Annotated in this window: 12 protein-coding genes and 1 other annotated feature; all 12 genes read left to right on the plus strand. The window is 41.7% G+C overall.

Annotated features, from left to right (window positions below):
• The first annotated feature begins 15 nt into the window (after nucleotides 1-15).
• The 12 genes from FD50_RS02270 to ileS all read left to right on the plus strand — a co-directional run bounded on the left by FD50_RS02270 (nucleotide 16) and on the right by ileS (nucleotide 13,987).
• Nucleotides 16-1,503: a UDP-N-acetylmuramoyl-L-alanyl-D-glutamate--2,6-diaminopimelate ligase gene (locus FD50_RS02270; RefSeq protein WP_056959990.1), complete on the plus strand. Its 1,488-nt coding sequence runs from the start codon at nucleotides 16-18 to the stop codon at nucleotides 1,501-1,503.
• A complete protein-coding gene (gene mraY, locus FD50_RS02275; RefSeq protein WP_056959992.1) occupies nucleotides 1,504-2,466 on the plus strand; it encodes a phospho-N-acetylmuramoyl-pentapeptide-transferase in 963 nt (320 codons plus the stop codon). It begins immediately after the preceding gene.
• A gap of 57 nt (nucleotides 2,467-2,523) precedes the next feature.
• Entirely contained in the window at nucleotides 2,524-3,897 is a 1,374-nt protein-coding gene (gene murD / locus FD50_RS02280; protein ID WP_056959994.1) for a UDP-N-acetylmuramoyl-L-alanine--D-glutamate ligase, read from the plus strand.
• Between the two features lies 1 nt (nucleotide 3,898).
• The gene (murG, locus tag FD50_RS02285; protein WP_056959996.1) at nucleotides 3,899-4,993 is read left to right on the plus strand and encodes an undecaprenyldiphospho-muramoylpentapeptide beta-N-acetylglucosaminyltransferase; all 1,095 of its coding nucleotides are present in this window, start codon (nucleotides 3,899-3,901) and stop codon (nucleotides 4,991-4,993) included.
• Nucleotides 4,994-5,015: 22 nt separating this feature from the next.
• Nucleotides 5,016-5,873, plus strand: coding sequence for a cell division protein FtsQ/DivIB (locus FD50_RS02290; RefSeq protein ID WP_056959999.1), 858 nt, complete (start codon nucleotides 5,016-5,018; stop codon nucleotides 5,871-5,873).
• A gap of 137 nt (nucleotides 5,874-6,010) precedes the next feature.
• Entirely contained in the window at nucleotides 6,011-7,348 is a 1,338-nt protein-coding gene (ftsA, locus tag FD50_RS02295) for a cell division protein FtsA (protein WP_056960001.1), read from the plus strand.
• A gap of 21 nt (nucleotides 7,349-7,369) precedes the next feature.
• A complete protein-coding gene (gene ftsZ, locus FD50_RS02300; protein WP_056960003.1) occupies nucleotides 7,370-8,629 on the plus strand; it encodes a cell division protein FtsZ in 1,260 nt (419 codons plus the stop codon).
• A gap of 35 nt (nucleotides 8,630-8,664) precedes the next feature.
• The gene (locus FD50_RS02305) at nucleotides 8,665-9,087 is read left to right on the plus strand and encodes a cell division protein SepF (protein ID WP_054757554.1); all 423 of its coding nucleotides are present in this window, start codon (nucleotides 8,665-8,667) and stop codon (nucleotides 9,085-9,087) included.
• A 19-nt stretch (nucleotides 9,088-9,106) separates the two neighbouring features.
• Nucleotides 9,107-9,385 (plus strand): YggT family protein, encoded by a 279-nt coding sequence (locus FD50_RS02310; RefSeq protein WP_054757574.1) that lies wholly within the window; start codon nucleotides 9,107-9,109, stop codon nucleotides 9,383-9,385.
• A gap of 12 nt (nucleotides 9,386-9,397) precedes the next feature.
• Nucleotides 9,398-10,183, plus strand: a complete 786-nt coding sequence (locus FD50_RS02315; protein WP_056960006.1) for a YlmH family RNA-binding protein — start codon at nucleotides 9,398-9,400, stop codon at nucleotides 10,181-10,183.
• A gap of 24 nt (nucleotides 10,184-10,207) precedes the next feature.
• A complete protein-coding gene (locus FD50_RS02320; RefSeq protein ID WP_056960008.1) occupies nucleotides 10,208-10,927 on the plus strand; it encodes a DivIVA domain-containing protein in 720 nt (239 codons plus the stop codon).
• Nucleotides 10,923-11,140: a binding site (T-box leader), on the plus strand. (Overlaps the previous gene by 5 nt.)
• A gap of 51 nt (nucleotides 11,141-11,191) precedes the next feature.
• Nucleotides 11,192-13,987 (plus strand): isoleucine--tRNA ligase, encoded by a 2,796-nt coding sequence (ileS, locus tag FD50_RS02325; protein WP_056960010.1) that lies wholly within the window; start codon nucleotides 11,192-11,194, stop codon nucleotides 13,985-13,987.
• Nucleotides 13,988-14,263 lie beyond the last annotated feature (276 nt).

The raw sequence follows: 14,263 nt of genomic DNA on the forward strand, positions 1-14,263 counted from the left end.
ATGATGTGGTGAATTATGCAAGCAAGTAAATTAATTAATAGTTTGAAATTTAAGCAAGTGGTTCCAGGAAGCTATGAAGATTTCAGAGTTTCTTTGCTCACACAAGATACCCGGGAAATTATTGATAACAGCGTTTTTATTGCAATTAAGGGTGCAGTTGTGGATGGGCACACATTAGTTAAAACGGCACTAAAAAAAGGTGCAAAAATGATTATTGCACAAGAGCAAGTCGAGACTGGGAGTATTCCAGTTGTATATGTGCAAGATACTAAACGCGCGATGGCTGTTTTAAGCAGTTATTTTTATGCTGGTTCTAGTCAAGCCTTGCGAGTGGTAGGAGTAACTGGAACGAATGGAAAAACAACAGTTACTCATATAGTTGAAGCAATTTTCCGCGCTCACGGAGAAAAAACTGGCTTGATTGGCACAATGTATCGTAAGATTGGGGATGAAATCCTAAAAACTAAAAATACTACTCCTGACATTATTACGCTGCAGCGTACCTTGAATAAGATGGTTGAACGTGGTGTTTCAACTGTTTCAATGGAAGTTTCATCAATTGCGCTTATTCAAGGCAGAGTTTGGGGAATTGATTTTGATGTAGCGGTCTTTACGAACTTAACGCGCGATCATCTTGACTATCATAAGACAATGGCAAATTATGCGCATGCCAAGAGTCTGCTGTTCTCACAATTAGGCAATTCCTATGCGCATAATAGTGATGGTAAAATTGCTGTTTTGAATATTGATGATCCGATCGGTAGACAGTTGGAGCACGATACCGCGGCCCAAATCTTAACCTATGGAATCAAACAAGCGGCGATGATCAGAGCCACTAATATTGAAATTCATAGTCAGGGAACAGATTTTGACTTGCAGCTTTTTGAACAAAAGTGGCATCTTAGAGTAAAAATGGTGGGTCTGTTCAATGTGTACAATATTTTGGCTGCTTTTGCAGCGGCCTATGCTTCTGGTTTGGAGCCAAGCGCGATTATCCAAACATTGGAGGCCTTTCCAGGTGTTAAAGGCAGGCTGCAGTTAATTTCGTCTCCCACCAAAGTGGCTGCAATTGTTGATTATTCACATACACCGGATGGTTTGCTGAATGCACTTGAAACTATTAACGATTTTGTTAAGGGCAAAGTTTTTTGCGTAGTCGGTTGTGGCGGTGACCGTGATCACGGCAAACGGCCTAAAATGGCTCAAATTGCTTGCAACTACAGTGACTATCCAATCTTTACTTCTGACAATCCGCGTTCAGAAGAACCGCAGGCAATTATCAATGACATGCTGCAGGGAGTTCCACAAGGACGCACGGTTGCAACTTTTGTTAACCGTAAAGAAGCAATTCAAGCGGCGATCAACCAAGCGTGTCCGGGCGATATTGTATTAATTGCCGGAAAGGGACATGAAGATTATCAGATCATCGGAGCTCATAAATATCATTTTGATGATGTTGAAGAAGCACAGGCAGCACTTAAAATAAAGGAGCAGGAAAGTTAAATGTCAATTCTTAAGATGGCAATCGCCACGCTAATCAGTTTTGTGGCGACAGTCAGTTTTTTACCATTATTTATAAATTACGCACATAAGAAAAAGCAGGGACAAATGATTCGCGAAGTTGGCCCTAAGTGGCACGAAAAAAAAGCTGGGACTCCAACAATGGGCGGACTAGTTTTTAATGGGGCAATTCTTTTGACAGCACTGATTTTGCCACTTTTTTGGCATCAGCTGACTTCACAATTGCTGGTTTTGGATTTCATTTTGCTGCTTTATGGCGCACTGGGATTTTGGGACGATTCAATTAAATTGTGGAAGAAACAAAATGAAGGAATGAAAGCTTGGCAGAAATTGCTGGGACAGATTATCGGGGCATTGATTTTCATGGTTGTTTACACACATGAAAAATTACCAGCGTCATTAAGTTTCATGGGTTTTGAAGTTCATCTCGGGTTGCTCTTTACTTTATTTGTAATTGTGTGGCTGGTAGGCTTTTCAAATGCGGTTAATCTGACCGATGGAATTGACGGGTTAGTTGCGGGACAAGCAATGATTGCTTTTGGAGTTTATGCAGTGATCGCACATGCACAGCACAAGGTTGATATTTTGCTGTTTTGTTTAGCTGTCATTGGTGCACTTGCAGGTTTTTTAATTTTTAATCATAAGCCAGCCAAAATTTTTATGGGTGACATGGGTTCACTTTCGCTGGGTGGTGCATTGGCAGCCGTTTCAATTTTATTACACCAAGAATTATCTTTGCTGCTGGTTGGAATTATTTTTGTAATTGAAACTGCAAGTGTTATGCTGCAGGTTGCATCTTTCAAGCTGACTGGTAAGCGAATCTTCAAAATGAGTCCCATCCATCATCACTTTGAACTTAGCGGTTGGAGCGAATGGCGCATCGATTTGACCTTTTGGTTAATTGGTTTAATTGCAGGAATTCTGACACTCTGGAACGTTCTTTAGAGTAAAAAATACTATAATTTTGTGTTTGTGCAAATTGTGAAAAGGAAGTCTATGCAGATGAAAAAAATAACAGCGTATGAAAATAAAAAAGTGCTGGTAATTGGATTAGGCAAAAGCGGTGTGAATGCAGCTAAACTTTTGTGCGAATTGGGAGCTGACGTAACTGTCAATGATCTCAAAGCGCCCAAAGATCCTAAAGTGGCAGCTGGACTGCGCCAGCAAGGGATTCGGCTGGTGACGGGCGGACACCCACTTTCCTTACTTGAAGGTACTGAACTGGTTGTTAAAAATCCGGGGATTCCATATAGCAATGTGCTTGTTGCAGCTGCTGTTAAGCAACATTTGCCGATCATCACCGAACCAGAACTTGCCTTTGAAATTCTTGATGCACCTTTGATTGGGATTACAGGGACAAATGGAAAAACGACAACAACAACAATGATCGCATTGATGCTAAATCAAGGAGCAACTAAGGGGCAGGCATTATTGGCGGGAAATATTGGAATTCCAGCAAGTCAAGTTGCACAAAAAGCCACGGCTGCAGATGTAATGGTCACAGAGCTTTCAAGTTTTCAACTTCTGGGAATTACAAAGTTAAAACCTCATATTGCAGTTTTGACAAATATTTACGAGGCGCACACAGATTATCATGGTTCACGTGAAAACTATGTTAAAGCAAAGATGCGCATCACGATGAACCAAGATCAAGCTGATTTCTTTGTAGTTAATTGGGATGCTGCTGAATGGCGTCAACTTAGTCAGTTGTCACATGCCCAAGTTGTTCCCTTTTCAAGACAGGATAAAACCGAAGCAGGTGCCTATCTGAAGGACGGCTGGCTCTGTTTTAAAGGCGAGAAAATTATGCTGGCAAGTGCGATCAAAGTTCCTGGAGACCACAATGTGGAGAATGCCTTGGCTGCCTTAGCAGTTGCGAAATTGATGGGTAAAAGTAATGAACAGATTGCAGAGGTTTTACAAACTTTTTCCGGCGTACGCCATCGGACACAGTATGTTACCACAATTAACGGTAGGAAGTTCTATAATGACTCGAAGGCTACCAATATGGAAGCCACAGAAAAGGCATTAGCTGGTTTTACGGCACCAGTTGTCTTAATGGCAGGCGGCTTGGATCGTGGCTTTACTTTTGAGCGCCTTGAACCGTATTTTAAGAATTTACGCGGTTTAATTGTCTTTGGTGAGACGGCAGAGCTTGTAGCAGCAGCGGGCAAAAAAGCTGGTGTTAAAAAGATTGTACATACTAAAGATGTTGTTTCGGCAGTTCCTTTAGCCTATGAAATGAGCCAGGCTGGTGATGTAGTATTGCTTTCGCCGGCCTGTGCGAGCTGGGATCAGTATCCAACTTTTGAAGTTCGTGGTGACCTGTTTATTACGGCTGTTACCAAGCTGCAAAAGCAAGTGGAGGTGAAATAGGATGCGTATTTTAATCTCTGGTGGTGGAACTGGAGGACACATCTATCCAGCGTTAGCTTTGATCGAGACTTTGAAAAAAGATGATCCTGCGACGGAAGTTCTGTATGTTGGAACGCATAAGGGATTAGAAAGCAAAATTGTGCCAGCTGCAGGAGTCGCTTTTCAGACCATTAAGATTCAAGGATTCAAGCGGTCATTGTCGCTTGAGAATTTTAAAACGATTTACCTCTTTTTAAAAAGTGTTCATGATGCCAAACGGATTATTCGTCAATTTAAACCTGACGTTGTTGTGGGGACTGGTGGTTATGTCTGTGGTGCGGTAGTCTATGCTGCTGCAAAAATGAAAATTCCAACTTTTATTCATGAACAAAATAGCATTGCAGGGATTACAAACAAATTTTTAAGTCATTTTGTTGATAAGATTGGGATTTGTTTTGCACAAGCGGCAGCTGAGTTTCCTGCTGCAAAAGTAGTTTTCACCGGCAACCCGCGCGCACAGCAGGTCGCAGGAATTAAGCCTTCTGGACGGCTGCAAGAATTGGGTCTAAGTGCCACTAAGAAGACAGTCCTGATTTTTGGAGGATCACGCGGAGCACGCAGAATTAATGAAGCCACAATCGCGGCTTTTGAATATTTTGCCGAAAAAGAATATCAGGTACTATTTGTAACAGGCAGTGTCCACTACCAAAAAATAATGGATGAGTTAAAGACACCTGTGCCGCAGAATATTTTAATTAAGCCGTATATTCCTGATATGCCGGCAATCTTACCCGAGGTAACCTGTATTGTTGGGCGAGCTGGCGCAACTAGTTTGGCAGAGATTACAGCCTTGGGGATTCCTTCTGTGCTGATTCCAAGTCCTTATGTAACACATGACCATCAGACGCATAACGCACAAAGCTTGGTGACGGTCGGAGCTGCTAAAATGATTACAGAGGCTGATTTGACAGGGGTCAAACTCGCAGATGCGGTTGATGAACTTTTGCGTAATGACCAGTTAAGAATGGAAATGTCTGCTAAAGCACGCGCAGCTGGTGTACCGGATGCGGCAACTAGAATTGAGCAACTGTTGCAGCAATTGATTGCCAAAAAATAATTTTTAAAGGAGGTTGGTCGTGATGCGCCATAATCGGTTTTTGAAAAGAAAAAATATCAAGGACCAGCCTCTGACTCCATGGGAGGAAATGCAGCGAAAAAGGCGGCAAAAGAAGAGCAAAAAGCGATATTTCTTTAAGAGGAAAAAACGAATCGGAGATAAACTGCCATTGTTGACAAGGCAAAGGAATCAGGTCTTACGCCGACGCTTGAGCATTAACTTAGTCTTCTTTTCGTTAATGGGAATACTGTCTTTGTACTTTATACTCCCAATTAGCCGGATTAGCCAAGTCACAGTCACTGGAGCAGATGCCCAGACGCGTTCGGCTATTTTAGCTGCTAGCGGGTTAAAAAAAGGTGGGCTGCTGTTAAAAACAGTGCTTATGCAAAAAAAGATTAAGCAAGAGATTTTGACTGCTGTGGCAGAAGTTAAGCAAGTCCGTTTTAATTATGATTGGACAACTGTTAAGTTGCAGACGACCGCTAGTCCAGTGAGTGGTTACGTGTTAGATGGAAAGCAATACTATGCCCTGACCAAAAAGGGAGTCCAGTCTCAGATTGCACGGAATCAGCCGGCTGACAATTATCCTGTTTATTCGGGGTTCGGAAAGAAACCGCAGTTAAAATTGTTGGCTATTCAAATGAATAAGATGCCGGCTAAATTGACGAGTGCTATTTCAGAGGTGCATTATGATCCGTCACAGGTCAATTCTGGAAGAATTCGAGTTTATCTGAACGATGGTAATGAGGTGATTGCAACTATCTCAACTTTTGCAACTAAAATGGCTTATTATCCGGCTATCAAGGCTAAAGCTACGCAAAAAATTCTCGTTGATTTTGAAGTGGGGGCATTTTCTTATCCTTTGAAGTCAAATAATTGACAAATGTTTATCAATTGTACAAATAAAGGCTTGAGAAGTGTATAAATGAGAAACAGTGTGGTAAAATCTAATTAATCGGTTTGAGTGAAATATTGGAATGCAAGTTTGGAATATTAGGGAAGAAGGGGGCTCGATCAATGGAAAATTCTGGGATATATGTTGGCCTTGATATTGGGACGACATCAATCAAGGTAATCGTCGCGGAATACGTAAAAAACCAGCTGAATATCATCGGAGTTGGAAGTGAGCGCTCGGATGGTTTGAGTCGTGGTGTTATCGTGGATATTGATCGTGCGGTCACCGCAATCAAGAAAGCTGTTGCGCAAGCTGAACAAAAGGCAAATATTCAAATTTCAGAAGTGATTGTTGGAATTCCAGCTAATCTACTTGAGATTGTACCATGCAGTGGGATGATCGCAATTGGCGATGAAAGTGGAAATTCAAAAGAAATCGGTAATGATGATGTGTATCGAGTGACTAAAGCTGATTTAACACAAAAGTTGCCACCTGAGCGTGATATCATTGACATCTTACCGGATGAATTCATTGTAGATGGATTTGATGGAATTAAAGACCCACGGGGTATGATTGGGGTCCGTTTGGAGATGAAGGGTGTTGTTTATACAGGCCCGAAGACGATTCTGCATAATACACTGAAGTGTGTGCAGATGGCTGGTCTAAAGGTTAAAGATACCCTTGTAGGGCCCCTAGCACTTTCGACGGTTGCCTTGAGTGATGGTGAACGTGATTTTGGGACTGTGTTGCTTGATTTGGGTGGCGGTCAGACGACTGCGGCTGTTGTACATGATCACAAATTAAAATATACATATGTTGACCAAGAGGGCGGTAAATTTGTCACGAAGGATATTTCAGTAGTACTGAATACTTCACTTGAGAATGCTGAAAAAATCAAGCGTAATTATGGTTATGCTGCAAGTTATCTTGCATCAAAAGAAGACCTTTTTCCCGTTGAAGTTGTTGGTAAAACAGATAAGGTCCAAGTCAGCGGTGAATATCTTGGTGAGATTATTGAAGCTCGCTTGACACAAATCTTCACTAAGCTGAAAGATGCACTTGAGCAAATTGATGCACTGGGATTGCCTGGAGGAATTGTGATTACGGGTGGAATGGCTGCCCTTCCAGGGGTCAAAGAGCTGGCTGAAGATGTTTTTGATGTTAATATTAAAATCTTTATTCCACAGCAGATGGGACTGCGGCATCCTTCCTTTACGCAAGCGATTGGACTTGTCCAGTACATGACGGTGCGCAGCGAAATTGAGTTAGTGGTTAAAGGTGTTTTAAGTGGTAAGACAGTGCAGCAGGTGGCGCCGCAAAGGGCCACCAAGGAAGCGGATGATGAGCAACTTGTTAAAGTTGATTTTAATTCCGAGAAAGCTGAGAAGAAGCAAAAGAAGAAGGATGGCAATGGTGCCTTCGAAGGCCTCAAGAACTTTTTTAATACATTTTTTGATTGATTTTAATTGGAGGGAAATGCAATGGAATTCTCACTAGATGCAAACGAAAATACAGGAGCAACGATCAAAGTTATTGGGGTCGGCGGTGCAGGTGGCAATGCTGTTAATCGAATGATTGCTGATGATGTTAAAGGCGTGGAATTTATTGTTGCTAATACAGATGTTCAGGCACTTGAAAGTTCAAATGCTGAAACTAAAATTCAATTAGGGCCTAAGCTTACGCGCGGTCTGGGAGCAGGATCAAATCCTGAAATTGGCAACAAAGCTGCACAAGAAAGTGAAGAAGCTTTAGCAGAAGCATTGCAAGGTGCCGATATGATCTTTGTTACTGCGGGCATGGGTGGTGGTACCGGAACTGGGGCTGCACCTATTATTGCTAAGGTTGCAAAAGATCAAGGTGCACTGACGGTTGGGGTTGTTACACGACCATTTAGTTTTGAAGGGCCAAAGCGTGCACGCTATGCGGCTGAAGGTGTTGCCCAAATGAAGGAACATGTCGATACGCTCGTGATCATCGCGAACAACCGTTTGCTTGAAATTGTGGATAAAAAGACACCAATGCTTGAGGCTTTCAAAGAAGCAGACAATGTTTTGCGCCAAGGTGTGCAGGGAATTTCAGATTTGATTACCTCACCAGGATATGTCAACTTGGACTTTGCGGATGTTAAGACTGTGATGGAGAATCAGGGTTCGGCTTTGATGGGAATCGGGTCCGCCAATGGTGAAAACAGAACGGCTGAAGCAACTAAAAAAGCAATTTCTTCACCGCTGCTTGAAGTTTCAATTGATGGTGCAGAACAAGTACTGTTAAACATTACTGGTGGTCCAGATTTAAGTCTTTTTGAAGCACAGGATGCTTCGGATATTGTAGCACAAGCTGCCACCAGTGATGTTAATATTATTTTTGGAACCTCAATTAATGAAGATCTTGAAGACAAAGTGGTGGTTACTGTGATTGCTACTGGAATTGATAAGAAGAAAGAAGAGCGGGCAGCTCGCCACAAACGGATGAACAACAGTAACCCAAGCGAAGGTGCACGGTTGGACTCTTTTAATAACAGCACTGCTGCCAAGCCAACCAATGATCCCCTTAAGGACTGGGATTTACGCCGTGAGATTACGGGTGAACGTCCGCTTGAAAATTCAGAACGTACAAACGAGTTCCAAAATGTCGAAAAGAAAAAGTTCGATATTTTTAAAGCTGATACTGCTAAGGAACAGAATGAAACGGAAGATGACGGGTTAAATACACCACCATTCTTCCGTCATCGGCGTAAGTAATTTGTCAGCCGGTACATGCTGAAGGGGGTGTTGGAATGGCTTTAGGCAATAAGCTGAGTCGTTTTTTTGGAATGGCTGATGAAGAGGACTATCAAGAAGAGTTTCCTAATAAAGAAAGTGAACCAACTTCCAATTTTTCTCAAAGTCAAAAAGTCGTTTCTCTGAATGGTAAGAGGCAGGAAATGGTCGAAAAGAAGATTGCTTTGTTTGAACCACGAATCTATTCCGACGTTAAAACTATTGCAACGCGCTTGCTTAATGAACAAGCGGCTGTGATTAATTTTCAAAGAATGGATGATGAGCAGGCACGACGGGTTGTTGATTTCTTGACTGGAACAGTTTTTGCAATTGAAGGCGAAATTCAACGCGTCGGCGATAATATTTTTCTATGCACACCACGTAATTTTGTTGTCGAAGGAAATGTCACCGCAGATTTTTCGGAATCTGATCTCAATTAGTTTAGGAGTATGAGAATTGATTATCTTAACAATTGTTAACCGCTTGTTCCAACTCTATTCACTTGCACTGGTTGTTTACGTGCTAATGACCTGGTTCCCAGGAGCTTTGCAGTCACGGTTGGGTGTTATTTTAGGACGCTTCTGTGAACCGTATTTGGCGTTCTTTGATCGCTTCATTCCAACGTTCGGTGGAATCAGCTTTTCACCGATTGTTGCACTTTTAGCCTTGCTGTTCGTTCAAAACGGCGTCAATCTTGTACTGACTTCGCTTTTGAGTGCTTTAGGCTTTGCATTTTAGAAGAAGGTCAGTATGGTAAAGGAAACAATCTATCAACATTTTAGAGCAGAGGAAAGCACAACTGTTACAGAACTGGGAACACTGATTGCGCAAGCACAAACTGAATATAGACCGATCTTAACGCATTTCTTGAATCCACGTGAACGTTTTATTGCGGAAACGCTTGTTCATGAAGATAACAGAGTTAAATTGGCAGCTGAGGGGCTCGTGCCTAATGCTGAACGGCAAAGAATGCTTTTTTATCCAGACTATTACGAACCTGTGCTGGCAGATTTTGAACTTGCTTTGCTAGAGGTTAAGTATCCTGTTAAGTTTGCTACGCTTAAACATAGCCAAATTTTAGGGGCCTTAATGAATTCTGGGATTAAACGAGAGGTCATTGGTGATATTATTACTGATGGAAGTCGCTGGCAGTTAATTGCAGATCAGCAGTTCAGTCGTTTTTTGCAGACACAGATTGAAAACGTTGGCAGAATTAAGGTCCGGCTTAGTGAACTTGAACCAAGTGCTGTTGTGATTCCTTTAGATGAATGGCAGGAAGAACAGGTTTCGGTAAGTTCTTTACGTATTGATGTTTTGGTCGCTGCTGTCTATCATCTCTCGCGGAATCGGGCCAAGGAACTACTAAACAATAAGTTGATTCATTTGAATTGGATGTTGCTGGATAAACCTGATCATGAAATTGCTGTCTATGACGTCGTTTCAGTCCGCGGCTTTGGGCGGTTTAAGCTTGAAGAAATTCGTGGTCTTTCAAAAAAGGAAAAAATCCGTGTCGTTGTTGCTGTTTTAAAAAAATAATACATACATGGAGGTGTTGGGGATATGACTTTGACCCCATTAGATATTCACAATAAAGAATTTCGTGTAAAACTGCGTGGCTATGATCAGGACGAAGTTAATGATTTTTTGGATCAAATTATCAAGGATTATGAACTTAACCTGAAAGAAAATGAACACTTAAGTGAAGGCTTGAAACAAAGCCAAGAGAAGCTTAAATATTTCAATGATCTAAAAGACTCTTTGAACCAATCAATTATTGTTGCACAAGAAGCTGCTGATAAAGTAAAAGCAAACTCGCAGCGTGAAGCAGAAATCATCAATCGTGAAGCACAAAAGCAGGCACAAGATGTGGTTGATCAGGCAAATGAGAAGGCACGTCACATTATTGAAGGTGCTTCGCAAAAGGCTAAACGGTTAATCTTTGAAACCGATGATCTGAAGAAGCAGGCACGGATTTTCAGGCAGAAATTGCAAGTAATGTTGGAATCTCAACTTGAGGTTGTTAAAGGCAGCGAGTGGGATGATATCTTGAAACAGGGCGATACCAGCAACTATGAAGAAATTCAAGAAGCAATTAGAAGAGAAGAGGAGCTTGACAAAAAGAGTGCAAAAGAAGTAAAATCATTCTCAAACGTTGAAGCTCAAAAGGAACAAGAGACTGGGGATAACCAGAATAACAAAGCCGTTGTGATTTTTCCTGAAGAAGAAGATGGCGGACAGCATTTTGATGAAGTTGCTGCTGATGCGCAAAAGAATAAATAAAGCTAAAAAAAGAACAATAGTTTTGGTATGATATCATAGCGAGCCGGTGTCTGGTGCAAGTCCGGTGGTTTCTCATTTCAAAACTTATCATCTTTTTAGCGACAGGCTGAATTAAGAGTAAGGCTGTTCGGAGAATGACCGTTAGTCATTTTGAGGAAAAGGGTTTGGTCCCTTTTTGAATTTGGGTGGTACCGCGAAGATTTCGTCCCTTGCTGGGAATGAAGTCTTTTTTTTTATAAAAATTAGCGAAAAGGAGAGGATTTTATGAGAATTAAAGAAACTTTAAATTTGGGAAAAACAAAATTCCCAATGCGCGGAAACTTACCCGTGCGCGAAGCTGAAAGACAAACTGAATGGGAAGAAAATAAGGTTTATGAACGACGTCAAAAATTAAATGAAGGCAAGCCAAGCTTTGTTTTGCATGATGGCCCTCCATATGCTAACGGAAATATTCATATGGGGCATGCGCTTAACAAAATTACCAAAGATTTCATTGTGCGTTCGAAATCTATGATGGGCTTCCGTGCACCATATGTCCCTGGCTGGGATACGCATGGTCTGCCGATCGAACAGCAGTTGAAAAAGGCGGGGGTTGATCGGAAAGCATTGTCAGTTGCCGATTTTCGTGAAAAGTGCCGAGAGTATGCACTAGAGCAAGTTGACAAACAAAGAACTGATTTCAAGCGTCTTGGGGTTGCCGGTGAATGGGATAATCCATATGTAACACTCGACCCATCATTTGAAGCACAGGAGATTCGTGTTTTTGGCAAGATGGCGGAATTGGGCTTGATTTATAAAGGTAAAAAGCCAGTCTTTTGGTCATGGTCTTCTGAATCAGCACTAGCAGAGGCGGAAGTAGAGTATCATGATGTAACTTCGCCGTCTGCTTTTTATGGCGAACAAGTTGTTGATGGTAAAGGAGTTTTAGATACTGATACGTACATGGTCGTTTGGACAACCACACCATGGACAATTCCGGCTTCAGAAGGAATTACAGTTGACAAAGATTTTGATTATGCAGTTGTACAACCTGCAGGTGATCAGCGTAAATATGTGATTGCAACAGAACTGGTAAAAAATTGTGCCGAATTATTTGGTTGGGAAAAGTATGAGATTGTTAAGCAGCTTAAAGGAGCAGCTTTGGAATATGTCACCGCACAGCATCCCTTCTATCCTGAACGTAAGTTGCTAACGATGCTCGGCGATTTTGTCACGCTTGATTCTGGGACCGGTCTAGTGCATACGGCTCCTGGTTTTGGGGAAGATGACTTTAATGTCGGTAAGCAATATGGCTTGGATATTTATGTTCCAGTAGATGATAAGGGTTATTTGACTGAAGATGCTGGTCCTGATTTTGCACATGTTTTCTATGATGATGCAAATCAGATTTCATTGGATAAGTTAAAAGCAGCCGGATTGCTTTTGAAATTCATGCCGTTGGAGCATAGCTATCCATTTGACTGGCGAACCAAAAAACCGATTATTTTCCGTGCAACTCCGCAATGGTTTGCTTCCGTTGGAAAGATTCGGACCCAGATTTTAGATGCAATTGATGAAGTTAAATTTTTCCCAGATTGGGGTCAAAAACGGTTGCATAACATGATTCGTGATCGTGGTGACTGGGTAATTTCACGTCAGCGGGTCTGGGGCGTGCCACTACCAATTTTCTATGGTGAAGATGGCGAAGCAATTATCACTAAAGAAACGGTAGCACATGTAGCTGATTTAATTGAAAAACACGGGTCGAACATCTGGTTCCAGCGAGAAGCCAAAGACTTATTGCCTGCTGGATTCACCAGTGAGCACTCACCACACGGTCAGTTTACAAAAGAAACTGATATTATGGATGTTTGGTTTGATTCTGGTTCTTCACATCAAGGAGTTTTGGCGCAACGTGATTATTTGACTTATCCAAGTGACATGTATCTTGAAGGTTCCGACCAATACCGTGGCTGGTTCAATTCAAGTTTGATTACGAGCGTTGCCTTTTCAGGAAAGGCACCGTACAAACAGATTCTTTCACAAGGATTCACCCTTGATGGTGAAGGCCGCAAGATGAGCAAGTCGCTGGGAAATACGATTGTTCCAGCTAAAGTCATTCAACAAATGGGCGCTGAAATCATTCGTTTGTGGGTATTGAGTGTCGATTCCTCGGCCGATGTTCGGGTTTCGATGGATAGCTTTAAACAAATCTCCGAATCCTACCGTAAAATTCGGAATACTATTCGTTTCATGTTGGCTAATACGACTGATTTTGATCCGGCACATGATACAGTTGCTTTTGATGATCTTGAAGCGCTTGACCAGTATATGGAAATCAAGGTTAATAAGTTCACTAAAGAAGTGCTGGACGATTATGCTGTTTATGACTTCATGGATATCTATAAGAAACTGATTAACTTTGTTTCTGTGGAACTTTCAGCTTTTTATCTGGACATCGCCAAAGATGTTGTTTACATTGAAAGCGCAGATGCGCGTAAACGGCGTTCGATGCAGACGGTTTTATATGACGTGGTAGTCAGACTTACAAAATTATTAACACCAATTTTGCCGCATACCACAGAGGAAATCTGGAATTATCTAAAGGAACCTGAAGATTATGTTCAACTGGCTGAAATGCCTCAAGTACAGCATTTCAATGCGGAAGAAAAAATTACTGCACGTTGGGAAGAATTCTTGAAAGTGCGGACGGATGTTTTAAAAGCGTTGGAAGAAGCCCGCGATCAGAAGTTGATTGGTAAGTCATTTGAGGCGCATGTAACACTTTATGCAGATGAGCCTACGCAGGAATTACTGGCCGCACTTGGAACTAATGTCCGTCAAGTCTTAATTGTCTCAGCACTTGATGTTAAAGAACTTGCACAGGCACCAGCCACTGCTGTTAAATACCATGAGGTTGCACTTACAGTTGAGCATGCTGATGGCAAGGTTTGTCCACGTTGTCGGATGATTAAAGAAGATGTTGGGACCGATGCTGACTTGCCATTGTTGTGTGCAAGTTGTGCTGCTTTGGTAAGAGCTGATTATCCTGCAGCAGTTGCAGAAGGCTTAACAGAATAAAAAGGAAGTACAAGGCAGCGGTTGCAGACTTTGAAAACTAACAGCAATTTGTAAAGTAGTTACAATTTGGTTAACTTAATTTACAGTTGCTGGTTAGGTTACATTATAAATACGCAATAAAACTAGGAGAAGTGTGACATAAGTTGTTAAAACTTGTGGACTGACATAAATTACGAACGTAAAGTGTATTTTATTATGAGTAATTCGAAGTTAGACAAGCAATTTTGACTTATGGAACACGTTTATCCGGAATAAAAGAGGGGCTGTGACAAAATT

This window comes from Liquorilactobacillus satsumensis DSM 16230 = JCM 12392 (assembly GCF_001435195.1).
GTDB lineage: Bacteria > Bacillota > Bacilli > Lactobacillales > Lactobacillaceae > Liquorilactobacillus > Liquorilactobacillus satsumensis.

Excerpts from the sequence above, each read along its gene's own strand:
- FD50_RS02320 (WP_056960008.1), top strand. The coding sequence starts at position 10,208 with ATGACTTTGACCCCATTAGATATTCACAATAAAGAATTTCGTGTAAAA.
- FD50_RS02315 (WP_056960006.1), top strand. The coding sequence starts at position 9,398 with ATGGTAAAGGAAACAATCTATCAACATTTTAGAGCAGAGGAAAGCACA.
- ftsA (WP_056960001.1), top strand. The coding sequence starts at position 6,011 with ATGGAAAATTCTGGGATATATGTTGGCCTTGATATTGGGACGACATCA.
- mraY (WP_056959992.1), top strand. The coding sequence starts at position 1,504 with ATGTCAATTCTTAAGATGGCAATCGCCACGCTAATCAGTTTTGTGGCG.
- murD (WP_056959994.1), top strand. The coding sequence starts at position 2,524 with ATGAAAAAAATAACAGCGTATGAAAATAAAAAAGTGCTGGTAATTGGA.
- FD50_RS02305 (WP_054757554.1), top strand. The coding sequence starts at position 8,665 with ATGGCTTTAGGCAATAAGCTGAGTCGTTTTTTTGGAATGGCTGATGAA.
- FD50_RS02270 (WP_056959990.1), top strand. The coding sequence starts at position 16 with ATGCAAGCAAGTAAATTAATTAATAGTTTGAAATTTAAGCAAGTGGTT.
- ftsZ (WP_056960003.1), top strand. The coding sequence starts at position 7,370 with ATGGAATTCTCACTAGATGCAAACGAAAATACAGGAGCAACGATCAAA.
- FD50_RS02290 (WP_056959999.1), top strand. The coding sequence starts at position 5,016 with ATGCGCCATAATCGGTTTTTGAAAAGAAAAAATATCAAGGACCAGCCT.
- ileS (WP_056960010.1), top strand. The coding sequence starts at position 11,192 with ATGAGAATTAAAGAAACTTTAAATTTGGGAAAAACAAAATTCCCAATG.
- murG (WP_056959996.1), top strand. The coding sequence starts at position 3,899 with ATGCGTATTTTAATCTCTGGTGGTGGAACTGGAGGACACATCTATCCA.